Below are 26,327 nucleotides of genomic sequence, written 5' to 3' on the forward strand. Positions count from 1 at the left end.
AAGCAGGCCGCCAAAGCCGCAACTGTTTAATCTACGAAGGAAATATCATGCGTATCAATTTACCCGGCAAAGTCGGATTCGGCACCGCTCCTTTAGGCAACATGTTCCGCGATATCCCGGCGCAGGAAGCGCTGGATACGGTAGAAGCGGCGTGGCAGAACGGCATCCGTTATTTCGACGCTGCGCCTTTTTACGGCGCCGGCCTGGCCGAACTGCGCCTGGGCGAGGCGCTGGCTGTTCGTCCGCGTGAGGAATATGCGCTGAGCACCAAGGTCGGCCGCCTGATCCTGGATGAAATCGAAGACACCGGCTCGCGCGACATGGGCGAGAAGGGCGGCCTGTTCGTGCACGGCTTGCCAAACAAGGTGGTCTACGATTACAGCGCCGACGGCACCCTGCGCTCCATCGAAGACAGCCTGAAGCGCTTGCGCACCGACCGCATCGACTATGTGTGGATCCACGACATCGCCCAGGATTTCCATGGCGAGAACTGGCTTGAAGTATTTGGCATCGCCATGAACGGCGCGGCCAAGGCGCTGACGCGTTTGCGCGAAGAAGGCGTGATCAGGGGCTGGGGCCTGGGCGTGAACAAGGTTGAACCTTGCATGCTGACCTTGCAGCAGGCCGATCCCGACGGTTTCCTGCTGGCCGGCCGCTATACCTTGCTTGACCACCAGCATGCGCTGGAGCAGCTGATGCCTGCCTGCACACAGCGCGGGGCCGGGATTGTCGTCGGCGGACCGTACAACTCCGGCATCCTGGCCGGCGGCGAGCACTTTGAGTATCAAAAGGCGACGCCGGAAATGATCAAGCGAGTCCGGCATCTGCAGGCTATCGCCGCGCAATACAAGGTCGACATCAAGGCCGCGGCCCTGCAATTCTCGCTAGCCCATCCGGCGGTGGCGGCGGTGATTCCTGGCGCCAGCCGTCCCGAACGCATCGCGGAAAACCTGGCGCTGGCGGCAGCGCCCGTTCCTGCCGAATTCTGGCTGGCGCTGCGCGAGCAAGGGCTGGTTGCAGCCAATGCGCCGCTGCCAGGCATCTGATTTTCAATCAGGAAGATCCGGCGGCCCGGCGCTATTCCAGCAGGAAATTGCGTTCGGGCTGTTGCAGTTTGCCGTGCTCGCTTGCGGTTTCGTCTTTCAATTGCACGCCGGACAATTGGCGCTGGCGCGCTTGCGCCAGCAGGTAGTGCAACTTGTAGGCCGCTTCCGCATAAGACAAGCCGGCCGGCCTGACGTTGGAAATGCAATTGCGGCTTTCATCGGTCAGGCCGACGCGCGGCGCCCAGGTCAGGTACAGGCCCATGCTGTCCGGCGAACTCAGGCCGGGGCGTTCACCGATCAGCACCACTACCATTTTTGCACCCAGCAGCTGGCCCACCTCGTCGCCGATGGCGACCCGTCCCTGGCGCACGATGGCCAGCGGCGCCAGCGTCCAGTGTTCCGGCTCCAGCCTTTGCTTGAGGGCGCTGAGGAAAGGCAGGGCGTTTTGTTCGATGGCCAGTGCGGACAGGCCGTCGGCGATGACGATGGCCAGGTCGTAACGGCGCGAGGCGCTGTGCGGCTGGTCAGTCAGCGCACTGCGCGAGGCGGCGTCGAGGCGGCGCCCCAGGTCCGGGCGCTGCAGATAGATGTCGCGCGTTTCTGCGGCGCTGGACAGGGTGATGCAGATGTCGCCGCTGTTGTTCAAGGCTTGCCTCAGCGCCTGGGTATCGAGCGCCAGGTGCACGGCATCGCGCGCCCGCGCATGGGCCAGCTGGAACTCCAGCTGCGCCGAAGTGGGCAGGCTGACGCCGCTGCGGCCCAGGGCGATCCGGGCCGCGGTGAATTGCCGCAGGGCCTGCCAGGGATTGTCTACTACAGTAGGATTCGAATCGCTCATGTGCATGCCTCAGGACAAACGCAGCAGGGCGTGCTGGAACGCCGGCGGCAGTTCGTCGCCCAGTTTGACCTGGCTGTCTTCAGTAAAGATTTTCATGGTTTTCAACCATGCCTCGAATTCCGGCGCCGGTTTCAGCCCAAGCACGCGCCGCGCATAGAGCGCGTCATGGAAAGAGGTGGTCTGGTAATTAAGCATGATGTCGTCCGACCCCGGGATGCCCATGACGAAGGTGCAGCCGGCGGCGCCGAGCAAGGTCAGCAGGATGTCCATGTCGTTCTGGTCGGCTTCGGCATGGTTGGTGTAGCAGACATCGCAGCCCATCGGCAGGCCGAGCAGTTTGGCGCAGAAATGGTCTTCCAGGCCGGCGCGGATGATCTGCTTGCCGTCGTACAGGTATTCGGGGCCGATGAAGCCGACCACGGAATTGACCAGCAGCGGCTTGAACTCGCGCGCCACGGCATAGGCGCGCGCTTCGCAGGTCTGCTGGTCGACGCCGTGATGGGCATTGGCCGACAGCGCGCTGCCCTGGCCGGTCTCGAAATACATGACGTTGTTGCCGACGGTGCCGCGCTGCAGCGACAGCGCCGCGTCATGCGCTTCGGCCAGCAGCTTGAGGCTGATGCCGAAACTCTGGTTGGCGGCTTCGGTGCCGGCAATCGACTGGAACACCAGGTCCACCGGGGCGCCGCGGTTGATCGCCTCTATGGTGTTGGTGACGTGGGTCAGCACGCAGGACTGGGTAGGTATCTGGTAGCGGTCGATGATGTCGTTGAGCATGCCGACGATCTTGATTACCTGCGGCACATTGTCGGTAGCAGGATTGATGCCGATGACCGCGTCGCCGCTGCCGTACAGCAGGCCGTCGAGGATGCTGGCGGCGATGCCGGTGGCGTCGTCGGTCGGATGGTTCGGCTGCAGGCGGGTCGACAGGCTGTGCGGCAGGCCGATGGTGTTGCGGAAGCGCGTCACCACCCGGCATTTTTTCCCGACCAGGATCAGGTCTTGCACACGCATGATCTTGGATACCGCGGCCGCCATTTCAGGGGTGATGCCGGGCGCCGCCGCGGCCAGCACGATGTCGTCGACCTGGTCGCTCAGCAGCCAGTTGCGGAAATCGCCCACCGTCAAATGCCTGATGGCGGCAAAGGCGGCGGCGTCATGGCGGTCGATGATCAGGCGGCTGATTTCATCCTGTTCATACGGCACCAGCAAGTCGTTCAGGAAGGTCGACAGCGGCAGCTCGGCCAGCTTCATCTGGGCCGCTACCCTTTCCTCCGCGCTGCCGGCGGCCAGCCCCGCCAGGTAGTCGCCGGAGCGGGGCGGAGTAGCCTTGGCCATCAAGTCTTTCAGGTCGCGGAACAGATAGGTCCTGGCCCCGACGATATGGCTGAACTGATGCGTTCGGTTATTCACTGACAGCGTCCTCCAGGCAGATGGCCGCACTGCTTTTTACGCAGCCCTTACGCAATATCATAGGCGCTTTGCTCGGTGCTGCGGCTGTTTTTCGTCATCAGGAACACCGCATAGCCAAAAGCCAGGAAGGCAGCGAAGATGCCGAAGATCAGCGCATTGTAATAAATCATGGTGGCCATGCAGACGCAGGCGCCGACCAGCGCAAACGCCGGGAACCATGGATACAGCGGCGCGCGGAACGGCCGCGCCATGTCGGGCGCGCTGCGGCGCAGGCGGAACAGGCTCAGCATGCTGATGATGTACATGGTGATGGCGCCGAACACCGACATGGTGACGATGTTGGCGGTCAGGGTCTGGCCGCCGAGCTTGATCAGTTCGTCGCTGTAGATGGCGGCGATGCCGATCACGCCGCCGGCCAGGATCGCCCGGTGCGGGGTCTTGAAGCGCGGATGGATCTTGGCGAAATAGCCGGGCAGGTAGCCATCCCGGGCCAGCGCGAAAATCTGCCGCGAATAACCGAGGATGATGCCGTGGAAGGAGGCGATCAGGCCGAACAGGCCGAGCCAGACCAGCATGTGCAGCCAGCTGCTGTGTTCGCCGACGATCAGTTTCATCGCCTGCGGCAGCGGATCGTTGATGTTGGCCAGCTTGGTCCAGTCGCCGGCGCCGCCGGCAAACACCATGACGCCGATGGCCAGCAGCACCAGGGTGATGATGCCGGTGATGTAGGCGATCGGGATCGAACGCTTCGGATCCTTGGCTTCTTCGGCCGCCATCGCCACGCCTTCGATCGCCAGGAAAAACCAGATGGCGAACGGGATCGCGGCAAACATGCCGGGAATGGCGGCCAGGCTGAAACTGTCCTGGCCGGACCAGCCGCCCTTGACGAAATGCGCCACCGAAAATCCTGGCGAGACCACGCCCATGAACACCAGCAGTTCGAAAATCGCCAGCAGGGTCACGCACAGCTCAAACATGGCGGCAATCTGCACGCCGACGATATTGAGCGCCATGAACACCACATAGGCGCCGACCGCGGCGGTCTTGGGGTCGAGCGACGGGAACTGCACGTTGAGATAGGCGCCGATCGCCAGCGCAATCGCCGGCGGCGCAAACACGAATTCGATCAGGGTGGCGGCGCCGGCAAAGTAGCCGCCCAACGGTCCGAAGGCTTTCTTGCTGTAGGCGAACGGCCCGCCGGCATGCGGGATGGAAGTGGTCAGTTCGGTGAAGCTGAAGATGAACGCGGTGTACATGGCGGCGATAAACAGCGCCGTCACGGTAAAGCCCAGCGTGCCGGCCGAAGCCCAGCCATAACTCCAGCCGAAATATTCGCCCGAAATCACCAGGCCGACGGCGATCCCCCAAAGCTGTATCGTGCCCAGGGTCTGTTTCAAGGCGGGGGCTGCGCTGGCGCCTGAGCCGGTTTTTGCATTCATGAGGCTTCTCCACGGGATAGGTGCACGTAAATCGAAAGGAAATGCGCCGCTCCGCGTTCCGCTGCGCTACTTTGGACAGCTTGCAGGCGAAAGCGGTGCATCTCTGTTGCCGGGTCGGCAGGCAGCGATTGCGGCCTGGTCTTGAAGGCAGGCAAGGGCAAAACAAAAGCAAAATGCGTGCCTTTGTGGTGCACAATCATTTAGCGGCTTGTCTGCCCAACAATAGCGGGACCTCGGCCAGCAGCGCATACTCATCGTCGCTGAACAGGCGGGAACGGCTCAGGAAGCGCCTGCCGCTGCCGTTATCGACAGAAAACATGCCGCCGTTGCCTGCCACTACATCAATGATCAGCTGGGTGTGTTTCCAGTATTCGAACTGGTCGGCGCCGATATAAAACGGTGCGCCGTCCAGGTCGCCCAGATAGACATCGGCATCGCCGACCTGGAAATCGCCGATGGCGTAGCACATGGGCGAGCTGCCGTCGCAGCAGCCGCCGGATTGAAAGAACATGAGCGGGCCGTGCTTTTGCCTGAGCTGCTGCAGGAATTCCAGTGCGGCGCCGGTGGCGCTGACGCGGGCGGGGATGGCGGGCATGATGTGTGGTCGCTGGTGAAGGGATAGCGGAATGCCGGCTCCTGCCCCGGTGCAGATGGGGCAGGAGCCGGTGCGTTTAGAAAAAGCCCAGGGCGTTCGGGCTGTAGCTGACCAGCAGGTTCTTGGTTTGCTGGTAGTGGTCCAGCATCATCTTGTGGTTTTCGCGGCCTATGCCGGACTGCTTGTAGCCGCCGAATGCCGCATGGGCCGGATACAGGTGGTAGCAGTTGGTCCATACCCGGCCGGCCTGGATCCCGCGTCCCATGCGGAAGGCGCGCGAGCCGTCGCGGGTCCACAAGCCTGCGCCCAGGCCGTACAAGGTGTCGTTCGCCAGGGCCAGTGCTTCTTCTTCGTCCTTGAAGGTGGTGACAGACAGTACCGGGCCGAAGATTTCTTCCTGGAAGATGCGCATCTTGTTATTGCCTTCAAAGACTGTCGGCTCGACGTAGTAGCCGGCGTCGAAGTCGCCGCCCAGCTGCTTGCGCGTGCCGCCGGTGAGCAGCTTTGCGCCTTCCTGCTTGCCGATGTCGATGTAGGACAGGATTTTTTCCAGCTGTTCCTGCGAAGCCTGGGCGCCGATCATGGTGGCGCTGTCGAGCGGGTTGCCTTGCTTGATGGCCTTGACCCGTTTCAGCGCGCGCTCCATGAAGCGGTCGTAGATCGATTCCTGGATCAGCGCGCGCGATGGACAGGTGCAGACTTCGCCCTGGTTCAAGGCGAACATGGCGAAACCTTCCAGGCACTTGTCGAAAAATGCATCGTCCTGGTCCATGACGTCGGCGAAAAATACGTTAGGCGATTTGCCGCCCAGTTCCAGCGTCACAGGAATGATGTTTTGCGAAGCGTATTGCATGATCAGGCGGCCGGTGGTGGTTTCGCCGGTGAAGGCGATCTTGGCGATGCGCTTGCTGGAGGCCAGCGGCTTGCCGGCTTCCAGGCCGAAGCCGTTGACGATGTTGAGCACGCCGGGCGGCAGCAGGTCCTGCACCAGCTCGACCCAGACCATGATCGATGCCGGCGTCTGCTCGGCCGGTTTCAACACGACGCAATTGCCCGCGGCCAGCGCCGGCGCCAGTTTCCAGACCGCCATCAGGATCGGGAAATTCCATGGGATGATCTGGCCTACGACGCCCAGCGGTTCGTGGAAGTGATAGGCGTAGGTCTGGTCGTCGATGGTGGCGACCGAGCCTTCCTGGGCTCGGATGCAGGCGGCGAAATAGCGGAAATGGTCGATCGCCAGCGGGATGTCGGCGGCGGTGGTTTCGCGTATCGGTTTGCCGTTGTCGATGGTTTCGGCGATCGCCAGCAGTTCCAGGTTGGCCTCCATGCGGTCGGCGATCTTGTTGAGGATGTTGGCGCGTTCCGCCGGCGAGGTCTTGCCCCAGGCGACTTTGGCGGCGTGCGCCGCATCCAGCGCCAGTTCGATGTCTTCGGCGCCGGAGCGGGCGATTTCACAAAAGGTCTTGCCGATCACCGGGCTGACGTTCTCGAAATATTCGCCCTTGACCGGCGCCACGAACTTGCCGCCGATGAAATTGTCATAACGTTGCTTGAATGGATTGCGAGTGGCTAGCTTGCTGATGTCTGCGAGATTCATGTCGTCCTCTGGCTTGGAATGAGTGAGTGGGATTCAGCGCTACAAACTGCATCTGTTATTGCGCAACGAATGTGCCAGTGCCGCGCCAATGCCGCGGCAGCACCGCCAGGATCGCCGAGAGTCAGGCCTGGCGCGGCTTGCGGAGGAGCGGAAAGTTGGCGATGGCGGTTTGGACGGCAGTCTGGTATTTTAAAAACACGCAACAACTGTTCCGTTACTGAACAATGGCCGGGTACAGTTGCTGCAAAATGTGCCAGGGCTGGCGCCAGCGCCGTTGCCGATCATGAACCCCCGGGAAAATACGCCCGGCACACAAAGCCAAAGATTGGTAAATTAGCAGCACAGGAGACTGTGGTCAGGCCTTGTCACCGACATGAAATTGCGGGCAAGAACCCATTTCAACCGATAGCAATCTTCAGGAATATTTTTCATGCAGAACAAGATAATGACTTTGGCGTTGCAGGGCGGCGGTTCGCATGGAGCATTCACCTGGGGCGCCCTGGATCGCCTGCTGGAAGATCCCCGGATCGAGATCGAAGGCATCAGCGGCGCCAGCGCCGGCGCCATGAATGCGGTGGCGATGAGCTACGGCCTGGCGATCGGCGGCCGCGACGGCGCGCGCCAGGCGCTGGCCGATTTCTGGGATAGCGTCAGCACGCGGGATCTCTACAGTTTCATGCGGCCGGACGCCTTGAGCGAAGCCGGCATCGCGTCGCAGGCGACATCGTCGGCGCTGCTGAAACACATGTTCTCGGTGACCAGGATGTTCTCGCCGTACCAGCTCAACCCGTTTGACCTGAACCCCTTGCGCGACATCCTCAGCAAGCAGATCGACTTTGAACGCCTGCGGGCGGAAGGCAAGGTCAAGCTGTTCATCGCGGCCACCCAGGTCAGCACCGGCCGCCTGCGCATCTTCCGCAATGACGACCTGACGCAGGACGCCTTGCTGGCGTCGGCTTGCCTGCCGTCGATGCACCATGCGGTGGAGATTGACGGCGAAGCCTACTGGGACGGCGGCCTGACTGCCAACCCGCCGATTTTCCCGCTGCTGCATCTGTGCAACTCGCCCGATATCCTGGCGGTGCTGCTGCATCCGTTTCGCCGGCCGCTGACGCCGACCGGCACCGACGAGATTGGCCAGCGTCTGAGCGAAATCAGTTTCAGCTCAACCTTCTTTACCGAACTAGGCGGCCTGGCGCTGGCCAAGCGCGAAACCGAAGCCGATCCCGACGCCCGCGGCAAGATGCATGAGCGGCTCAAGGAACTGCGCATCCACGTGATCGATTCGGATGCCCTGATGAGCCAGCTGAGCGTGGCCAGCAAGCTCAATACCAAGGCGTCTTTCATCCACGCCTTGCGCGACGCCGGCCGGACGCGCGCCGAACTATGGCTGACCGAGAAATTTGCCGGCGCCGAGCTGATATCGAATTTCGACCTCGACCAATTCCTGGCTTGATACCGATGAAACTATCCCGTTCAGAATTCCTTTCCTTGCGCGGCTTGCGTTATCACATACGTCATTGGGGCCGCGCCGGTGCCCCGAAAATTTTCATGATGCACGGCTGGATGGATGTTTCGGCTTCGTTCCAATTCGTGGTCGATTGCCTGCAGCGCGACTGGCATGTGATCGCGCCGGACTGGCGCGGCTTCGGCCTGACCGAAGGGCCGCCGGTGGAGAGTTACTGGTTTCCCGATTACCTGGCCGACCTCGACGCCATCTTGCAGCATTATTCAGCCGAGGCGCCGGTCAGCCTGCTGGGGCATAGCATGGGCGGTTACGCCGTGGGCCTGTATGCCGGCACGCGGCCGCAACGGATCAAGGCGCTGATCAACCTGGAGGGCTTCGGCGGCGAACACCTGTCAGCCGACCTGGCGCCGGTGCGTTACGCCAAATGGCTGGACCAGCTGGTTGAAGCGGCTGCCTTGCTGAGTTATCCGGACCTGGCGGCGGTCGCTGCGCGGCTGCAAAAAACCAATCCGCGCCTGGACGACCAGCGGGCGGCATTCCTGGCCCAGCACTGGTCGCGCCAGAACGACCTGGGGCGCTGGGAGATACTGGCCGATCCCGCGCACAAGATCATCAACCCGGTGCTGCCGCGGGTCGAAGAAATGCTGGCCTGCTGGCGCGCCACCACGGCGCCGGTGCTGTGCGTCGAGGCGGAATTTACCAATATGTGGCAGTGGATGGGCGGCAAGGACGTGATGCGCGGCGAGATCGACAGCCGCATCGCCAAGCTGCCGCATGCCAGGACCGCGGTCATCGCGAACGCGGGACACATGCTGCATCACGACCAGCCGCAGGCGCTGGCGGCATTGATTGAACAGTTCCTGCAAGAAGGGCAGGGCTAGCTCCTTTCCAGCCTGCAAGGCTAGCAGTGGCTTTCCTCGAAGGCGTTGATCAGCCTGATCATGTCGTCCATGCGGCTCTGTTCCTGTTGTGTGGTGCGGCGGTTCCAGAGGATGTCGAATTCGACCACGGTCAGGTGGTATTCGATTTCGCTCAGCTCGTCTATCTCGACGATAGCGCCTGCGTTCATTTCTTGCTCAAACATGTGCACCTCCTGGCATGCGGACCGACGTCAGATTTTCGACAACAGCTTATGCAGCAATTCCTTCAGTTTCCTGGTCTCGTCCTGGGTGAAATCCACCAGGACCTGCTCCAGGACACGGGTGATGCAGGCGATCAGCTTCGGGTAGATAGACCAGCCGGCCGCGGTCAGTTCGAGGGTGAATGCGCGGCTGTTGGCAGGCGAGCGCAGCCGTGTCACCAGGCCTTTCCGTTCCAGCCGCCTGACCATGCGGCTCATGGCGCCAGGATCGTATGCCAGCAGCTTGCAGAGCGCCGCGATCGACTCCGGGCGCGCGTTGGCCAGGTTGACGATGATGATGTATTGCGCCGCCGTGATATCCAGCACTTGCAATTCCTGGTTCAACCCATCCAGGATGACGGCGTGCGCCTGCTCCATCAAGGTATCCAGGCCGGCGGCGGATGGCTGTTCTCGCCGCATGAGATGACTGGTCGCCATGGCTGGTCAGTAATGTCGTCAGTGCGCTGCCGAGGTGTCGGCAATGCGTTTCGGTTTGGGCGCGAACCATACCGCGGTCGCCGCCAGCAGGAATGACAGCGCCGCCATCATGAAAATGTGGTTGGTCGACAGCATGATGCTTTGCGACTGTACGGTTTGCTCGATGCTGAGCCGCGCCTGTTCGGCGCTCAGGCCGGACTGCACCAGGGTATTGCCGGCGTTGCCGGCCTGGTCGACCAGGCCCGACAGTTCGGCGTGATAATAAATCGCCTTGTTTTCCCAGCTGGTGTTAACCAGCGAAGTGGCGATGGCGCCCGACATGGTGCGGCAAAAGCTCATCAGGCCGGCTGCCGACGCTGTCTCGGAAAAGTCGACGCTGCTCAGCGCCAGCCCGGTCAGCGGCACAAAGAACAAGGGCATGCCTATGCCTTGCAGCAGCAGCGGCCAGCCGATCTGGAAAGTGGTCATGTCGGTGCTGTTGAAACTGCGCAGCAAGGTCACCGAACCGAGCCACAGCACGCCCAGGCACACCAGTTTGCGCGGATCGACCTTGGTCGACAGCTTGGCGACGAAGGGCGCGGCCATGACCGCCAGGATGCCGCTCAGGGCGGTGGTCTGGCCCGAGTGGGTGGCGGTGTAGCCCATGTAGCCCTGCAGCCACAGCGGCGTCAGCACGGTGGCGCCGAAGAAGGCGCCGAACGCCAGGCAGATGGTGATCACGCTGGCCGAATAGCCGCGGTGCCGGAACACGCGCAGGTCGACCACCGGATTGCGTTCGGTCAGTTCCCAGATCAGGAAGGCGATGAAGCCGACGATGGCGACCAGCGCCAGGGCGATGATTTCAGGCGAGGCGAACCAGTCTTTTTCCTTGCCCTGGTCCAGCATCAGCTGCAAGGCGGCGACCCAGACGATCATCAGTCCCATGCCGACCTTGTCGATAGGCACTTTCGCCAGCGGCGACTCGTAGCGCTTGAACATTTTCCAGCCGAGGTAACCGCAGATCAGCGCCACCGGCACGTTGATGTAGAAGATGTAGGGCCAGCTGTACTGGTCGCACAATACGCCGCCCAGGATCGGGCCGGCGATCGGTGCGATCAGCGTGGTCATGGCCCACAGCCCGACCGCGGTCGGCGCTTTTTCCTTGGGAAAAACGCGCAGCAGCAAAGTCTGCGACAGCGGGATCAGCGGGCCGCCGGCCAGTCCCTGGAACACGCGGAATGCAATCAGCAGCCCCAGCGAGTTAGCCAGGCCGCACAAGGCCGAGAATACGCCGAACATGACCATCGACGTGATGAACACGCGCACTGCGCCGAAACGGTTGGCGAGCCAGCCGGTCAGCGGCACGGTGATCGCTTCCGCCACCGCGTAGGAGGTGATGACGTAGGTGCCTTGGCTGGAGGAGGCGCCGAGCGCGCCGGAGATGGTCGATACCGAGACGTTGGCGATGGTGGTGTCGAGCACCGCGATGAAGTTGGCGGCGGCCAGCAGCAGGCCGGCGCCGATCAGCTGCGCCCCGGCCAGAGGCTTGATCGGCAGCTCTGAAGAAATGGATGGCATGGTCTGCTTTCCTGTTGCTTACATGCGGGCGGCCGGGGCGTTCTTGCCGCCGCGCGTATCAATCGACACTTCCATCGACAGGCCGACGCTCAAGGGTTTGGCGACCAGTTCCTTGGGGTCTATCGAAATCCGCACCGGCAGCCGCTGCACCACCTTGATCCAGTTGCCGGTGGCGTTTTGCGCCGGAATCATGGCAAACGCCGAACCGGTGCCGCCCGCCAGGCCGACCACGGTGCCGTGGTATTCGACCGCGCCGCCATAGATGTCGGCGCTCATGGTGACCGGTTGTCCCAGCTGCACCTGGGTCAGCTGGCCTTCCTTGAAGTTGGCGTCGACGTGCATCGACCGGATCGGCACCACGGTCATCAAGGCGGTGCCGGCCTGCACCCGCTGGCCAGCCTGGACCTGGCGCCGCGCCACCACGCCGTCGACCGGGGCGCGCAATACGGTGCGTTCCAGGTCGAGCTTGGCCTGGTCGCGCTTGGCCCGCGCCAGCTCAACTTCGGGATTGGTGGCGACGGTGGTGTTGGCGGTCAGCACGGTGCTGGCTTGCTGCGCGCCGATGGTGGCGCTGCGGTTGCTCTTGGCCTGTATGGCGCCGGCTTCGGCGACTTTCATGTTGGCTTGCGCAGTCAGCAGCGCGGTGCGGGCATTGGTCAGTTCTTCGCCGGAGACCGAGCCGGACTTGGCCAGCGCTTCGCGCCGGTGCAGGTCGAGTTCCGTGCGTTGCAAGTCGGCCTGGGCAGACAATACCTGGGCGGCGGCGCGGCTCTGTTCCGCATCGCGCGCCAGCACCTGGGCCGCCAGCCCGGCGTCATTGGCGAAGTAGCTTTGCACGCGGCGCTGGGAGCGGTCCAGGTCCGCTTCTGCCTGCAGCAGCGCCAGCTTGGCGTCGCTGTTGTCGATCACGACCAGCACGTCGCCTTGCTTGACGTATTGGGTGTCGACTACCTTGACGTCGGCGACGATGCCGTTGATGGCCGGCGTGATCTGGGAAATTTCGGCTGCGGTATAGGCGTTATCGGTGCTGATGTAGCGCGAGCCGATGAAATGCCAGTAAGTGGCGTAGGAAAGACCGCCGAGCAGGATGGCGCCGCCCAGGATGGCGAACAGCTTCTTGCGTTTTTTTGCGGTGGCCGCCTGTTCCGCCTTGAGGGCGGTTTCGGTGGATGCGAGTTCTTGGACTGCCTGGGAATCGGAATGTGACATGTTGTTCTTGCCTGGTTAGTTTGATCAGATTGCAGCCTGGCGGTAGCCACCGCCCAGCGCCCGCACCAGTTCCACGTCCAGCGCGAACATGCGTGAGCGCAGCGTCGACAGGTCGCGCTGGCTGGTGAGCAGGGTGTCTTGCGCGTTGAGCACGTCGAGGTAGGTCGCCAGTCCGCCTGCATAACGGTTCTGGGCGATCTGGGCCGCGGCGGCGGCGGCATCGACCGCTTCCTGCACCTTGCCCAGGCGCCCCGACAGGGCTTTTTCGCTGACGGCGGCATCGGCGACATCCTGCAATGCCTGCGTCACGGCGCCATCGTAGTTGGCGACGGCTTCGTCATAGCTGCCGCTGGCCTGGCGGTACTGGCCACGCAGGCGGCCGCCTTCGAAGATCGGCAGCGAGATGGCCGGGCCGATGCTGCCGATATCGGAACCGGCCTTGGTCAGCATGCTTAGTCCCAGCGACTGGAAGCCGAGGTAGGCCGTCAGGTTGACGTTCGGATAGAACTGCGCCTTGGCGACCTTGATCTGCTTGGCGGCGGCCTCGGCGCGCAGGCGCGCGGCAACCACGTCCGGCCGCCGGCCCAGCAGGTTAACGGGCAATTGCGACGGCAAGACAAACGGCTTGGACAGGTCGAGCACCGGCCGCTGCAATGACAGGCCGCGGTCCGGTCCGGCGCCGACCAGGGCGGCCAGCTTGTTGCGTTGCAGGGCTATCGATTCGTCCAGGCTCAGCAGGTCGGCTTCGGCGCTTGCCTTGCGCGCCAGCACCTGTTTGACGCTGCCCAGCGTCTCCAGGCCGTTGAGGCGGCGCTGTTCAAACAGGTCCAGCGTCTGTATCCGTACCTGCAGCGCTTCTTGCGCCGTATCGTGCTGGCTCAGCAGGCGTTCGAATTCGGCGTAGGCGGCGGCGATCGAAGTCGCCAGCGCGATGCGGGCCTGGGCGGCGTCGGCCCTGGCGGCTTCCAGGTCGGAAGTGGCGGCGGCCAAGGCGGCGCGGTTCTTGCCCCAGAAATCGATTTCATAACTGAGGTTGAGCGTGGCCTTGCCCTCGACGTTGTAGTTCTGCGGCACGAACTCTGGCGGCACGCCGTTGTTGTAGCTCTGCTTCATGTAGTCGGCCGAGGCATTCGCGCTGACTTGCGGCAGCAGGGCCGCGCCTTGCTGCTGGGCCACGCCTTGCGCTTTCAGCAAGCGCGCCTGGGCTGCCGCCAGCGACGGCGCGCCTTTCAAGCCTTCAACGATCAGGGCATCCAGTTGCCGGTCGCCGTAAATCGTCCACCAGTTGTCATCCGGCCAATTGACGGCGTTGCCCGCCAGCAGGTGTCCGCTTTGATAACTGCTGATGTCCTTGGGCTCGGCTCGCGGGCCGATTTCGGAAAACGGGGCGCAGCCGCTGATGCTCAGCGCCAGAACGCACATGCTGGCGATGCCGCGCAGGCTGAGGGCGGCGGAGGGTGGGAAATAAGGGTGTGGCATAGGAAATATCCTGTTGTAGATCGGTATGGTCAGAATTTATAACTGAACTGTACGGTATAGTATAGTATTGACTTTTCGGCGTCGTCAAGTAAAACTGTTGGCCCTAACGAGGGTAGGTTTTTTACAACAATGGCGCGGCAATTTGCCGCCGGCGCCACAGGCAGGCAAGGACAAGGAACCAGCGATGCGCAAGAAAAGTGAAGAACGACGACAGGCGATCCTGGATATCGCGGCGCAGATGTTCAATGAATCGGGATTCGAGGGGACTTCGATGTCGGAAATATCGGTGCGCTTGGGCGGATCGAAGGCGACGCTGTACAACTATTTTTCGTCGAAAGAAGAAATCTTCATCGAAGTCTTGCTGCAGCAGGCCGGGGACCAGTTCAACCTGACTTTCGCCAGCCTGGTCGAATCCGACGATTTGCGCGCCACCCTGCAGCGTTTCGGCGCGATGTACCTGCAGGCCATATTGCGGCCAGAGATCATTGCTGCGCGCCGTCTCATCCTTTACCACGCCGAGCGTTCCAAGATGGGGCAGGTGATGTACGAGCGCGGACCGAAAAGGGGCTGGACCATGGTGGCCGAATTCCTGAAAACGGCGATGGCCAGGAAACAGATACGCGAAACCGATGCCTGGATCGCGGCTTTGCAGCTGCGCGGACTGCTGGAAGCGGAGTGGATGGAAACCAGGATGCTGGGCGTCGCCACCAGCGTGACGGCGCCCAAGATACGCGATTCGGTGGAGCGCGCCACCGATGCCTTCATGCGCATCCTTGCCCTATGAGAAAAGCCGCTTGCCTGCCGGTATTTCAGGAGGAACGAAATGTGCGTTCGCAGCATGAGGCGGTCAAGGAGCGTACAATCGCGGCATGACGGTTGCTTTCCCTGTATGGACTAATGATGTTGAACGTTGATCTCCATTGCCATTCCAATGTTTCCGACGGCACCTTGACGCCGGCGGCTGTGGCTGCGCGCGCCAAGGCCAATGGCGTCGATATCTGGGCCCTCACCGACCACGATGAAATAGGCGGCGTCGCCGCAGCGCGGGCGGCGGCGGCGGAGCTCGGCTTGCCATATGTCGCGGGTGTCGAGATCTCGATCACCTGGGCCGGGCAGACCATCCATATCGTCGGTCTGCAAATCGATGAGACCAATCTTGAACTGGTGCAAGGACTGGCTGCCACGCGCGGCGGCCGCGAACGGCGTGCGCGCGAAATGTCGGAACAGCTGGCGGCGGCAGGAATTCCCGGCGCCTTTGAAGGCGCCTTGAAACATGTCGGCAATCCCGACCTGATATCGCGTACCCATTTTGCCCGCTACCTGGTGGAGATCGGCCGCTGCGCCGACACCAGCGAAGTATTCCGCAATTTCCTGACGGAAGGCAACCCTGGCTATGTCCCGCACCGCTGGGCCTCGCTGGAACAATCGGTGCGCTGGATCCACGGCGCCGGCGGGATAGCGGTAGTGGCGCATCCGGGACGCTACAAGCTGAGCGACCTGGCGTTCGACGCTTTTTTCAACGAGTTCAAACAGCTGGGCGGCAGCGCGATCGAAGTCGTTACCGGCAGCCATACGCCGGACCAGTACGGCTACTACGCCAAGGTTGCAACCGACTATGGTTTCCTGGCGTCGCGCGGTTCCGATTTCCACAGCCCGAGCGAATCGCGCATCGATCTCGGCGCTTTGCCGCCGCTGCCTGACAGCTTGACGCCGGTGTGGCACAACTGGTAGCTCGCGCGACGTTCCCTGCGCAATAATCCTTCCGCCAAGCCTTAAAAAGGCCGGCTCTGCTGCTGCGTCGCAGCATAGTTACTGCCTTTGCATGTCCATGATTCTGTACTACTCTGAAATAGAGTCTGCTGCAGTGTTCTTGCGCAGGGTCTTGTCATATCTGTAGCAACGATGTGGCTGTTGCTTATCGTTTTCAGGAGGTCATCATGGAACTTCACATGCATTCGCATCACCTGGAGCGTCGCTTGCCGGACTGGCCGGCGGCAGCCGTCTCCGGTTTTGCCGCCGGTGCGGTCGTGATGGTGCTGGAACTGGTCTGGTCAAGCCTGTTCATGGATACCAGCCCCTGGATCACTTCGCGCATGGTTGCCGCCATCGTCCTCGGACCGGATACGATGCAATCGAGCACATTCAGCGTCGGCGTGGTTGCGGTGGCGCTTGCCACCCACTATGTGCTGGGCATCGTCCTCGGACTGATCCTGGCCGCCATCGTCGCGCCTTTCCACTTTGACTCCAGCATCGGCATGATACTGCTGACTGGCGCTGTGTTCGGCCTGGCTGTCTACCTGTTCAATTTTTACGGCATGGCCCGCTTCTTCACGTGGTTCAACGACATGCGCGGCTGGGCGACCATGGTGGCCCACCTGATCTTCGGCATGTCGGCAGCGATAATCTATTGGAAGCTGGAACGGCCGTTGGGGGAATAACGACTTGCAATAACGGCCTGCATCAGCCAGGGGTTGCCGGCGGAGCGGGACTGCGGTCCCGGTCCGCCGCGGACGGGTTTCGCTTCGCTGCTGCCTGCAGCGATCAAGGGTAGTCTTCATTGCATCTAAATCGCTGCACCAGGCGTGCAGGAGAGGATAGCTATGGTCATGGCTGTTGCGCTCGTCTTGATGGTTGTCGCCTCGCTGCTGTTTCATTTTCTCAGCCCTTGGTGGCTAACGCCGCTGGCGTCTAACTGGCGCCAGATGGACGATACGCTCACCATCACGCTGGTCGTCACTGCCGTTTTCTTCGTTGCCATCAATCTGTTCATCGTCTACACGCTGCTGCGCTTTCGCCATCGCGAAGGACGGCGCGCTGCCTATCAGCCCGACAACAAGAAACTCGAACACTGGCTGATCGTCGCCACCAGCATCGCCATCATGGGCTTGCTGGCGCCTGGCTTGTTTGTCTACGCCGCTTATGTCACGGTGCCGGCGAATGCGCTGGATGTGGAAGTGGTCGGCCAGCAGTGGCAATGGCGCTTCCGTTATCCGGGAGCCGGCGGCAAGCTGGGGCGTTCCAGCATCGACCTGGTCAGCGCCGCCAATCCGTTCGGCATCGATCCGCGCGATCCTGCCGGCCAGGACAACATCCTGGTCAACAACAACGAACTCCACCTGCAGATCAACCAGCCGGTCAGGATGCTGCTGCGTTCGCAGGATGTGCTGCACGATTTTTACGTGCCGCCGTTCCGCGCCCGCATGAACATGGTGCCAGGCATGGTGACCTCGTTCTGGTTCACGCCGAACAAGCTCGGCCGCTATGAAGTCTTGTGCGCGCAGCTGTGCGGCGTCGGCCATTCGGGCATGCGCGGTTATGTGGTGGTGGAGGACGCCGCCAGTTTTCAGAAATGGCTGAAGGCGCAGCCGACGTTTGCCCAGGCCATGGCGCCGCCGGCGCCGGTGGCAGCCGGAGCCGCAACCGGCGAAGCCCTGGTGGCGCAGGGCAAGGCGCTGGCGGAATCCAAGGCTTGCGTCGCCTGCCATACGGTGGACGGCAGTCCGCGCGTCGGACCGACCTGGAAAGGACTGTTCGGCAAGACCGAAACCATGGAAAACGGCACCACCGCAACAGTGGATGAAACCTACCTCAAGGATTTCATCCGCAATCCGCAGGCGCGCGTGGTCAAGGGTTTTGCGCCGATGATGCCGAAGATAGAGATGAGCGACGCCGAACTGGAGGCGCTGGTGGCCTACATCAAATCCTACGGCACGCCGGCGGCGACCCAGCAGGCGCAGCAGCAATCCGCACCATCCCGCTAACCGAGGAACGCCATGGCATACACCGAGCACAACGCAGAGCATGCACAACATGATCATGGCCCCCAAAGCTTCTTCCGGAAATACGTCTGGAGCCAGGACCACAAGGTGATTGCGGTCCAGTACGCCAGCGTCGCCATCCTGGCCGGCCTGGTGGGGGTCGGGCTGTCCAACCTGATGCGCCTGCAGCTGGGTTTTCCCGGCAAGTTTGCCTTCATCGATGCGCCGCATTATTACCAGTTCATGACCATGCACGGCATGATCATGGTGATCTACCTGCTCACCGCGCTGTTCCTCGGCGGTTTCGGCAACTACCTGATTCCATTGATGGTGGGCGCGCGCGACATGGTTTTTCCTTACCTGAACATGCTGAGTTTCTGGGTTTACCTGCTCTCCGTGATCGTGCTGATGGCGAGTTTTTTCGTGCCGGGCGGGCCGACCGGCGCCGGCTGGACGCTTTACCCGCCGCAGGCGATCTTGCCGGGCACGCCGGGTTACGAGTGGGGCATCATCCTGATGCTGGTGTCGCTGCTGATTTTCATCGTCGCCGCCACCATGGGCGGCCTGAACTACGTCACTACCGTGCTGCAGGCGCGTACCCGCGGCATGACGCTGCTGCGCATGCCGCTCACGGTGTGGGGGATTTTTGTCGCCACCATCCTGGCGCTGCTGGCTTTCCCCGCGCTGTTCGTGAGCGGCATCATGATGCTGCTGGACCGCACGCTGGGCACCAGCTTCTTCATGCCCGCGCTGGTGTCGATGGGGCAGGTCAGCGGCTACAAGGGCGGCAGCCCTTTGCTGTTCCAGCACCTGTTCTGGTTTTTCGGCCATCCCGAGGTATATATCGTTGCCTTGCCGGCGTTCGGCATCGTGTCGGACCTGATCAGCGTACACGCGCGCAAAAGCATCTTCGGCTACCGCACCATGGTGTGGGCGATCCTGGCGATCGGGGTGCTGAGCGTAGTGGTGTGGGCGCACCATATGTTCGTCAGCGGCATGAATCCGTATTTCGGATTCTTCTTCGCCACCACTACGCTGATCATTGCGGTGCCTACCGCCATCAAGGTCTATAACTGGGTGCTGACCTTGTGGAACGGCGATATCCACCTGTCGGTGCCGATGCTGTTTGCGCTGGCTTTCATCAGCACTTTCCTGATCGGCGGCCTGACCGGGCTGTTCCTGGGCAACGTCAGCGTCGATATTCCTTTGTCCAATACCTATTTCGTGGTGGCGCATTTCCATATGGTGATGGGTGTGGCGCCATTGCTGGTGGTGTTTGGCGGGATCTATCACTGGTATCCGAAGGTAAGCGGCCGCATGCTTAACGAAGTGCTGGGAAAAATCCATTTCTGGGCCACGTTTCTCGGCACTTACGCCATCTTTTTCCCCATGCATTACCTGGGCATCCTCGGCATGCCGCGCCGCTATTACGCCTTCGACGGCTATAAATTCATCCCCGATTCGGCCCATGCGCTCAACGCCTTCATCAGCGTGGTGGCGCTGACCGTGGCGACGGCGCAGCTGGTTTTCATCTTCAACCTGGTCTGGAGCGTGTTCCGCGGCAAGCCGGCTGCGGCGAATCCATGGCGGGCTGCATCGCTGGAGTGGCAGACGCCTGAGACGCCGCCCGCCCATGGCAACTGGGGCGAGCAGCTGCCGGTGGTGTATCGCGGCGCTTATACCTATAGCGTGCCTGGCGCCAAGGAAGATTTCATCGCGCAAAACGTGCCGCCGGTAGCCGGCGACGCCGAGTCGCTGGTGGTCAAGGAGACCTACGCATGAGGACGCTCGATTCAAATTCGGCCGCCATCCTGAAACCGCCGGCTGCCGGCTACGTGCGTTATGGCTTTGGCGGCGAGGGCATGCCGCCTGACTTGCACGATGCGGCTGTCAGCGCAGCCTTGTGGGTATTCATCGGGGTCGCCACATCGCTGTTCCTGCTTTTCCTTGCAGCCTATGGCATGCGGATGGATGCCGGCGACTGGTCGCCGCTGGCGATGCCTTGGCAGCTCTGGCTGAGCAGCGGCTTGCTGCTGCTTGCCAGCGTGCTGTTGCAGCTGGCGGCAACGGCAGCCGGCACGCTTCATCTGCGACGCGCCCGTTCCTTGCTGGCGGCGGCCGGCGTGTGCGGTTTCGCTTTCCTCGGCGTGCAGCTATGGGGATGGCAAGCGCTGCTGGCCATCCATGTGACGGCCAGCGGCAACCCGGCCGCCAGTTTCTTTTATCTGCTGACAGCCATGCATGGCTTGCACGTCGCGGGCGGGCTGGTCGGCTGGGGCATGGCCGCGCATGGCGCCTGGCGCCAGGATGCCAGCCGCCTGGCCCGGCGCATCCGCTTGTGCGCGCGTTACTGGCATTTCTTGCTGGCGCTGTGGGTGTTGCTGTTTGCTGCATTGGGCTGGCTGACGCCGGAGCTGGTGCGGATGGTCTGCGGTACGCGCTAAGGAGGACATATGAACACGACAACTGCACCATCGCCTGCAGCAGCGCCGGCCACCGGACGCTGGCGGCAGCTGGTGGCGGACTGGTCGTCGGACCAGCAGGCATTCCAGGTGTCGTGGGGCAAAGCCATGATGTGGATTTTCCTGCTGTCGGACACCTTCATCTTCAGCTGTTTCCTGACCGGCTACATGACGGTGCGCATGGCCAACACCGTTCCCTGGCCGAATCCGAGCCTGGTGTTCAGTCTCAATATCGGCGGCGTCGAAGTGCCCTTGCTGCTGATCGCGATCATGACTTTCGTTTTGATCAGCAGCAGCGGCACCATGGCGATGGCGGTCAATTTCGCCTATCGCCGCGAGCGCGTGCGCGCAGCCATCCTGATGTTCGTCACTGCCGGATTCGGCGTGTGTTTCGTCAGCATGCAGGTGTTCGAATGGAGCAAGCTGATTTTGCAGGAAGGAGTGCGGCCCTGGGGCAACCCGATGGGCGCGGCGCAATTCGGTTCGACTTTTTTCATGATCACCGGTTTCCACGGCTTGCACGTTACCGCCGGCGTGATCTACCTGATTACGGTGGCGGTGCGCCTGCTGCGCGGCCGTTATGACGCAGTCGGCAAGACCGGCGGGAATTACCAGATCGTCGAAATCGCCGGCCTCTACTGGCACTTCGTCGACCTGGTCTGGGTTTTCATTTTTGCCTTGTTCTATCTTTGGTAGGTGCGCTCATGACTTCCGCCACAGGACAACAACATCCGATCAGCCTGTACCTGAAGATATGGGGCCTGCTGTTCGTGCTCAGCACGCTTTCCTATCTGGTCGACTACTTCAATTTCCACAGCTACCTGCGCTGGACCCTGATCCTGGCCCTGATGCTGATGAAGGCGGGACTGATCGTCGCCTTCTTCATGCATATGGCCTGGGAGCGCCTGGCGCTGGTGTTCGCCATCCTGATACCGCCGCTGTGCCTGCTGGTGCTGGTGGGGCTGATGGCGACCGAAGCCGACTACACTTTCCTGACCAGGCTTTCGTTCTTTCGCTGAAGCTTGAATCAAAGTTTGAATTAAAGTTGGGTCAAAGTTTTATATACCAGCGCTGCCTGTCCATCGCATACACGATCAGCCACCAGGCAGCGACAAACGTCGCCGCGAACGCCAGCGAGGCAACGTAAGGACCGGCCAGCGGCGTGATCCAGCCGGCGAACCATCGTTGATACAGTGCTTCCTGGCCGAGGCCGGGCAGCACGATCTGCATCAGCTCCGAACCGGCATACGCGGCCACGGCATTGAGGCCGAAGCGGCGCCCCAGTGCCGGCCAGTTGCGCTGGTCCACCAGCCAGTGGAACAGCAGCAGCGCCAACGTCGCCCATCCGGCGCACCACAGCACAAACGATGAAGTCCACAGATTCTTGTTGAGCGGCAGCGCCAGCGACCACAGCGCACCTAGCGCCAGCGCTGCGGCCGCCCCGATCAGCAGCCGCTGCAACCGGTCCTCGCGCAGCCAGCGGCCGACGCACAAGCCGAGCAGGCTGGTCGCCAGCGACGGCAATGTGCCGAGCAAGCCTTCGGGATCATGGCCACGGCCGCTGGCGGCGTCGACCTGGTAGACGAAATGGCCGAACAGGGCGCTGTCGCTGCGGCTGGCCAGGTTGATCCATGGCTCCAGCGAACCTCCCAGCGCCAGCAAGCCCCAGTAGCCGAGCAAGATCGCGGCGACCAGGTTCCATTGCGTGCGCGGCCTGGTGTAGATCGAGCACAGGGCGGTAGCGGCGAAGCACAGTCCGATGCGCTGCAGCACGCCCGGCAAGCGCAGGTGGGCGCCGGGCATGATGAGCCAGGCCAGCATATTGATCAGCAAGCCCAGGGCCACGATGCGCAGCGCCCGCAGCATGGCGGCGCGCGCCAGCGCCGATGGCGCGGCGCCTTGCGCCAGGCGCGGTTCGATGCCTAGCGCGGTCGATACGCCGACCACGAACAGGAAGAACGGAAACACCAGGTCGGTCGGGGTGCAGCCGTGCCAGGCCGAATGTTCCAGCGGGGCGTAGACATGGCCCCAGTCGCCGGGGTCGTTAACCAGCAGCATCGCGGCCACGGTGCAGCCGCGCAATGCATCAACCGACGCCAGGCGGCGCGTCATGGAGCGGCAAACCGTTGTAATGGGCAAGGCATGATGTCCCCGAGTGTTTTTATCCGGCAAAGATAGCAGAGTTCAAAGCAGCAGCAGCCAGGCAATCAAGGCCGATATGGCAAGGAAGGGAAAGGAATACAGGTGGAAGCGCAGCCAGAGGTGGCGTTCGGGCGCCATGCGCAGCGCGATGATGTTGGCCAGCGAGCCGGTCGCCAGGCCGAAGCCGCCGGCGTTGACGCCGTATGCGATCACCTTGTAGGCATCGGAATAATTGACCAGCAGGATTGCCGCCGGCACGTTGCTGATGGCCTGGGAGCCGAGCAGGGCTGTCATGAACAGTTCAAGCCGGGAAAACTGCGGGATCGCCGCCACCCAGTCCTGGATCAGATGCCATTGCGTCAGCAGGCGGATATCGATGAACATCAGGATGAAGACCAGGATCAGGCTCCAGTCGACTTTGGCGATGATCTCCCGGCAAAACAGCAGCGCCGCGGCCGCCACGCCAAGCAGGCCCCAGCCCGCGTGTCCCAGTTCCACCGAGGCCAGGAACGCCAGGTAGAGCAGCCCGCAAATGCGCAGCAGCCCGACCCGGTAGGAAGCCGGATTGTCTTCCAGCTCGACATGTATGGTTTGTTTGGGAAAGCAAAACCAGGCCGCCAGCAGCAACAGCAGGAAAACCGCCAGCGCCAGCGGCGCCATCTGCCAGGTGAAGCTGGCAAAGGACAGGTGCGAACGCTGCCAGAGCAGGATGTTTTGCGGATTGCCGATCGGCGTCAGCAGGGAGCCGGCGTTGACCGCCAGCGCCTCGAAGATCACCAGGCGGCCGATCGGCAAGCCGCTGATGCTGCCCAGGCCGACGGTCAGCGGGACCATGATGAACAGCGCGATATCGTTGGTCAGCACGGTGGACAGCAGCGCGGATGCCGACACCAGGAAGATCGCCAGCACGCGTTCCTGCTGCAGCCGGTTGATGACGGTCCGTCCCAGGTGTTCCAGGTAGCCGCTGACTTCGATGCCCGTGGTCAGCAGCAGCATGCCGGCCAGCGTGGCGATGGTGTTCCAGTCGACCCAGCGGCGGTATTCCGCCGACGGCTGCGGCGACAGGATGGAGAGGATGATCGCGATGGCCAGCAGCAGATGCATCAATCGATCGCGCAGGAACGGCAGGCAGATTTGCTGGATGAAAGTTGGCGCCGTGGTCGGCTCGGTGATTGCAGGCATGGATGTTTTCTGAAATGGGGGCAGATCGGCTGTTTTTGTTGTGAAAATATTATGCGGGCGTGGCGTTTTACGAGGCCGGCACTCTGGCATAATTGCTTCCCGCGCCCTTGAAATTTGCAGCGGCGACCTTATTTTAAATGCACTTCCTTCCCATTCCGGAGTTTTCTACATGAAACGTATTTTCTTGTTCCTTGCTACCAATATTGCGGTGATGGTTGTGATGAGCATCGTGCTGTCGCTGCTGGGCGTAGACCGTTTCCTCACGCGCAGCGGCTTGAACCTGCCGATGCTGATGGTGTTTTCGCTGGTGGTCGGGTTCACCGGTTCGATTTTCTCGCTGCTGATCAGCAAGCAGATGGCGAAATGGTCGACCGGCGCGCGCGTCATCACGTCGCCTTCCAATTCGACCGAGCTGTGGCTGGTGGATACGGTCGCCAAGCTGGCGCAGCGCGCTGGCATCGGCATGCCTGAGGTGGCAGTCTACCAGGGCGATCCGAATGCGTTTGCCACCGGTGCTTTCAAGAATTCGGCGCTGGTCGCGGTGTCCACCGGCCTGCTGGAAAGCATGACCAAGGAAGAAGTGGAAGCGGTGCTGGGCCATGAAATCGCCCATATCGCCAACGGCGACATGGTGACCATGACCCTGATCCAGGGCGTGGTCAACACCTTTGTGGTGTTCCTGTCGCGCGTCATCGGTTATGCTGTCGATCGCGCTTTGTCGCGCGGCAATAACGACGGCCCTGGCATCGGCTATATGGCCACGGTGCTGGTGTCGCAGATCGTGCTGGGGATAGGCGCTTCGCTGATCGTCGCCTGGTTCTCGCGCCATCGCGAATTCCGCGCCGACGCCGGCTCCGCCAAGCTGCTGGGCAGCGCCTTGCCGATGCAAAGGGCGCTGGCGCGGCTGGGCGGGGTTGAACCGGCGACATTGCCGGAATCGATGGCGGCATTGGGCATCAACGACAAGCCGGGTTTCATGGCGCTGTTTTCCAGCCATCCGCCGATCGAACAACGCATAGCTGCGCTGCGCGATCCGCAAGCAACAGCCTTGTAATCTTAATTTGCATGCAAGGCGGCGCTGGCCTTCGGTCAGCGCCGTTTTTCATTTTCCAGAATAGCGAGCCATGAGCCAGTTTTTCCAGATTCATCCGGATAATCCGCAGCTGCGCCTGATCAAGCAAGCGGTGCAGATCATCCAGTCCGGCGGCATCGTCGCCTTGCCGACCGACTGCTGTTATGCGCTGGTCTGCCAGCTGGACAACAAGGACGCGGTAGACCGGGTGCGGCGCATCCGCGGCGTCGATGACAAGCACCACCTGACCATGCTGTGCCGCGACCTGAGCGAAATCTCGCTGTACGCCAAGGTCGACAACCGCCAGTTCCGCCTGTTGAAAAACGCGACGCCGGGGGCCTATACCTTCATTCTCGAAGCGACCAAGGAAGTGCCGCGCAGGCTCAGCCATCCTGCGCGCAAGACCATCGGCCTGCGCGTGCCGGAGCACAGCATCGTCAACGCCGTGCTGGAAGAACTCGGGCAGCCGCTGATCGGCACCACCCTGATCCTGCCGGGCGCGGAACAGGCGCTGACCGATCCGGAAGAAGTACGCGACCAGCTGGAAAAGCAGATCGAGCTGGTGATCGACGGCGGCGCCTGCAGCCTGGAGCCGACCACGGTCATCGACCTTACCAGCGACGAACCCGAGCTGATACGCCAAGGGCGCGGAGACGCCGGCCTGTTTGGTTTGTAATGCTGCATGTGTGGGGCGGCCATCCGCAGGGCGGCAGTCCCACGCATGCGCATTGCTTGTCTTTTTGTAATTTTCCGCCAGCGATACAGTCCGATACAGTTCTTTTGTCAGATGCTGCATCGAGCTTTAACGCCCCTCTGATAGAATCCCGCCCATGAATGATCTAATCCAAACCGTCGCAGTGTATGCCTTGCCCGTGCTGTTCGCCATTACGCTGCATGAAGCCGCGCATGCTTACGCCGCCAAGTATTTCGGCGATTCGACCGCCGCCATGCTGGGCCGCATGAGCCTTAACCCGGTCAAGCACATCGATCCTTTCGGCACTATCCTGATTCCGATACTGCTGTATTTTTCCACCGGCGGCGCCTTCCTGTTCGGTTATGCCAAGCCGGTGCCGATCAATTTCGGCCAGCTGCGCAAACCGAAGCGCGACATGGCCTGGGTGGCGCTGGCGGGGCCGGCGGCGAATTTCGCGATGGCGCTGATCTGGCTGTTGATGTTGATCGGATTGAACGTGTTTCTTCAGCAAGGAGAACACGATTTCTTTGTCCTGATGGCGCGCGCCGGTATCCTGACCAATCTGGTGATGTTCGCCTTCAACCTGTTTCCGGTGCCGCCGCTGGACGGTGGCCGCATCCTGACCAGTTTGCTGCCGAATAAATATGCCTACAAATTTGCCCAGATCGAGCCGTATGGTTTCTTTATCGTGATGGCGCTGGTGCTGTTGAAAGTCTTGTATTTCTGGATGACCCCGGTAATGGCGATCGCCAGCGGCGCCCTGCAATTACTGGTGTCGCCGCTGTTATTCTTGTTAAACTGAAATTGCTCCTTCTTTT

26 protein-coding genes are annotated in these 26,327 nt (G+C 61.9%); 14 read left to right on the plus strand and 12 right to left on the minus strand.

Annotation, left to right across the window (positions count from 1 at the left end; all coding sequences use genetic code 11):
- The first annotated feature begins 47 nt into the window (after window positions 1-47).
- Complete coding sequence (locus V8G57_RS01225) at window positions 48-1,046, plus strand: aldo/keto reductase (RefSeq protein ID WP_342827852.1); 999 nt, start codon at window positions 48-50, stop codon at window positions 1,044-1,046.
- A 31-nt stretch (window positions 1,047-1,077) separates the two neighbouring features.
- On the opposite strand, the gene eutC is transcribed toward V8G57_RS01225, so the two are convergent.
- From eutC to adh, 5 genes are all read right to left on the minus strand, one after another.
- On the minus strand, window positions 1,078-1,884 hold the full coding sequence (gene eutC / locus V8G57_RS01230) for an ethanolamine ammonia-lyase subunit EutC (RefSeq protein WP_092391958.1): 807 nt from the start codon (window positions 1,882-1,884) through the stop codon (window positions 1,078-1,080).
- Between the two features lie 9 nt (window positions 1,885-1,893).
- Complete coding sequence (locus V8G57_RS01235) at window positions 1,894-3,297, minus strand: ethanolamine ammonia-lyase subunit EutB (protein WP_092391960.1); 1,404 nt, start codon at window positions 3,295-3,297, stop codon at window positions 1,894-1,896.
- A 47-nt stretch (window positions 3,298-3,344) separates the two neighbouring features.
- The gene (eat, locus tag V8G57_RS01240) at window positions 3,345-4,736 is read right to left on the minus strand and encodes an ethanolamine permease (RefSeq protein ID WP_342827853.1); all 1,392 of its coding nucleotides are present in this window, start codon (window positions 4,734-4,736) and stop codon (window positions 3,345-3,347) included.
- A gap of 196 nt (window positions 4,737-4,932) precedes the next feature.
- The gene (locus tag V8G57_RS01245; protein WP_342827854.1) at window positions 4,933-5,331 is read right to left on the minus strand and encodes a DUF779 domain-containing protein; all 399 of its coding nucleotides are present in this window, start codon (window positions 5,329-5,331) and stop codon (window positions 4,933-4,935) included.
- 76 nt (window positions 5,332-5,407) lie between these two features.
- Complete coding sequence (gene adh, locus V8G57_RS01250) at window positions 5,408-6,928, minus strand: aldehyde dehydrogenase (protein WP_092391966.1); 1,521 nt, start codon at window positions 6,926-6,928, stop codon at window positions 5,408-5,410.
- 430 nt (window positions 6,929-7,358) lie between these two features.
- Between adh and V8G57_RS01255 the strand changes: the two genes are divergently transcribed.
- Window positions 7,359-8,384 carry a patatin-like phospholipase family protein gene (locus tag V8G57_RS01255; RefSeq protein WP_092391968.1) on the plus strand — a complete coding sequence of 342 codons (1,026 nt, stop codon included), beginning with the start codon at window positions 7,359-7,361 and terminating at the stop codon, window positions 8,382-8,384.
- Between the two features lie 5 nt (window positions 8,385-8,389).
- Window positions 8,390-9,277: an alpha/beta fold hydrolase gene (locus V8G57_RS01260; RefSeq protein WP_092391970.1), complete on the plus strand. Its 888-nt coding sequence runs from the start codon at window positions 8,390-8,392 to the stop codon at window positions 9,275-9,277.
- Window positions 9,278-9,297: 20 nt separating this feature from the next.
- Here V8G57_RS01260 and V8G57_RS01265 read toward each other — a convergent pair whose 3' ends face one another.
- From V8G57_RS01265 to V8G57_RS01285, 5 genes are read right to left on the minus strand one after another with little or no spacing between them, the layout of a single operon-like run.
- Window positions 9,298-9,480, minus strand: a complete 183-nt coding sequence (locus tag V8G57_RS01265; protein ID WP_092391972.1) for a hypothetical protein — start codon at window positions 9,478-9,480, stop codon at window positions 9,298-9,300.
- 27 nt (window positions 9,481-9,507) lie between these two features.
- Window positions 9,508-9,936: a MarR family winged helix-turn-helix transcriptional regulator gene (locus tag V8G57_RS01270; protein WP_342827856.1), complete on the minus strand. Its 429-nt coding sequence runs from the start codon at window positions 9,934-9,936 to the stop codon at window positions 9,508-9,510.
- A 36-nt stretch (window positions 9,937-9,972) separates the two neighbouring features.
- The gene (locus V8G57_RS01275; RefSeq protein WP_342827857.1) at window positions 9,973-11,511 is read right to left on the minus strand and encodes a DHA2 family efflux MFS transporter permease subunit; all 1,539 of its coding nucleotides are present in this window, start codon (window positions 11,509-11,511) and stop codon (window positions 9,973-9,975) included.
- An 18-nt stretch (window positions 11,512-11,529) separates the two neighbouring features.
- Window positions 11,530-12,720: an HlyD family efflux transporter periplasmic adaptor subunit gene (locus V8G57_RS01280; protein WP_342827858.1), complete on the minus strand. Its 1,191-nt coding sequence runs from the start codon at window positions 12,718-12,720 to the stop codon at window positions 11,530-11,532.
- Window positions 12,721-12,744: 24 nt separating this feature from the next.
- A complete protein-coding gene (locus V8G57_RS01285; protein ID WP_342827859.1) occupies window positions 12,745-14,199 on the minus strand; it encodes an efflux transporter outer membrane subunit in 1,455 nt (484 codons plus the stop codon).
- Window positions 14,200-14,383: 184 nt separating this feature from the next.
- On the opposite strand from V8G57_RS01285, the gene V8G57_RS01290 reads away from it, so the two are divergent.
- The 8 genes from V8G57_RS01290 (at window position 14,384) to V8G57_RS01325 (ending at window position 21,438) form a co-directional block, all read left to right on the plus strand.
- The gene (locus tag V8G57_RS01290) at window positions 14,384-14,983 is read left to right on the plus strand and encodes a TetR/AcrR family transcriptional regulator (protein WP_342827860.1); all 600 of its coding nucleotides are present in this window, start codon (window positions 14,384-14,386) and stop codon (window positions 14,981-14,983) included.
- 116 nt (window positions 14,984-15,099) lie between these two features.
- A complete protein-coding gene (locus V8G57_RS01295) occupies window positions 15,100-15,930 on the plus strand; it encodes a 3',5'-nucleoside bisphosphate phosphatase (RefSeq protein WP_342828053.1) in 831 nt (276 codons plus the stop codon).
- A 206-nt stretch (window positions 15,931-16,136) separates the two neighbouring features.
- Window positions 16,137-16,637: a hypothetical protein gene (locus V8G57_RS01300; protein ID WP_342827861.1), complete on the plus strand. Its 501-nt coding sequence runs from the start codon at window positions 16,137-16,139 to the stop codon at window positions 16,635-16,637.
- A gap of 162 nt (window positions 16,638-16,799) precedes the next feature.
- A complete protein-coding gene (locus tag V8G57_RS01305) occupies window positions 16,800-17,960 on the plus strand; it encodes a c-type cytochrome (protein ID WP_342827862.1) in 1,161 nt (386 codons plus the stop codon).
- 12 nt (window positions 17,961-17,972) lie between these two features.
- Window positions 17,973-19,739: a cytochrome c oxidase subunit I gene (locus V8G57_RS01310; RefSeq protein ID WP_342827863.1), complete on the plus strand. Its 1,767-nt coding sequence runs from the start codon at window positions 17,973-17,975 to the stop codon at window positions 19,737-19,739.
- Entirely contained in the window at window positions 19,736-20,401 is a 666-nt protein-coding gene (locus tag V8G57_RS01315; protein ID WP_092391986.1) for a cytochrome c oxidase subunit 3 family protein, read from the plus strand. The genes V8G57_RS01310 and V8G57_RS01315 overlap by 4 nt, the downstream gene beginning before the upstream one ends.
- 9 nt (window positions 20,402-20,410) lie before the next feature.
- Window positions 20,411-21,115 (plus strand): heme-copper oxidase subunit III family protein, encoded by a 705-nt coding sequence (locus tag V8G57_RS01320; protein WP_342827864.1) that lies wholly within the window; start codon window positions 20,411-20,413, stop codon window positions 21,113-21,115.
- Between the two features lie 8 nt (window positions 21,116-21,123).
- Window positions 21,124-21,438 carry a cytochrome C oxidase subunit IV family protein gene (locus V8G57_RS01325; RefSeq protein ID WP_092391990.1) on the plus strand — a complete coding sequence of 105 codons (315 nt, stop codon included), beginning with the start codon at window positions 21,124-21,126 and terminating at the stop codon, window positions 21,436-21,438.
- A 31-nt stretch (window positions 21,439-21,469) separates the two neighbouring features.
- Here the strand turns inward: V8G57_RS01325 and V8G57_RS01330 are convergent, their stop codons facing one another.
- Both V8G57_RS01330 and V8G57_RS01335 read right to left on the minus strand, forming a co-directional pair.
- Window positions 21,470-22,558, minus strand: coding sequence for an acyltransferase family protein (locus tag V8G57_RS01330; protein WP_342827865.1), 1,089 nt, complete (start codon window positions 22,556-22,558; stop codon window positions 21,470-21,472).
- A gap of 45 nt (window positions 22,559-22,603) precedes the next feature.
- Complete coding sequence (locus V8G57_RS01335; protein WP_342827866.1) at window positions 22,604-23,743, minus strand: SLC13 family permease; 1,140 nt, start codon at window positions 23,741-23,743, stop codon at window positions 22,604-22,606.
- A 169-nt stretch (window positions 23,744-23,912) separates the two neighbouring features.
- On the opposite strand from V8G57_RS01335, the gene htpX reads away from it, so the two are divergent.
- The 3 genes from htpX (at window position 23,913) to V8G57_RS01350 (ending at window position 26,311) form a co-directional block, all read left to right on the plus strand.
- On the plus strand, window positions 23,913-24,797 hold the full coding sequence (htpX, locus tag V8G57_RS01340) for a protease HtpX (protein WP_092391996.1): 885 nt from the start codon (window positions 23,913-23,915) through the stop codon (window positions 24,795-24,797).
- Between the two features lie 70 nt (window positions 24,798-24,867).
- A complete protein-coding gene (locus V8G57_RS01345; RefSeq protein WP_092391998.1) occupies window positions 24,868-25,491 on the plus strand; it encodes an L-threonylcarbamoyladenylate synthase in 624 nt (207 codons plus the stop codon).
- A 154-nt stretch (window positions 25,492-25,645) separates the two neighbouring features.
- The gene (locus V8G57_RS01350; protein WP_092392000.1) at window positions 25,646-26,311 is read left to right on the plus strand and encodes a site-2 protease family protein; all 666 of its coding nucleotides are present in this window, start codon (window positions 25,646-25,648) and stop codon (window positions 26,309-26,311) included.
- Window positions 26,312-26,327: the final 16 nt, after the last annotated feature.

This window comes from Collimonas rhizosphaerae (genome assembly GCF_038896935.1).
Lineage (GTDB): Bacteria > Pseudomonadota > Gammaproteobacteria > Burkholderiales > Burkholderiaceae_D > Collimonas > Collimonas rhizosphaerae.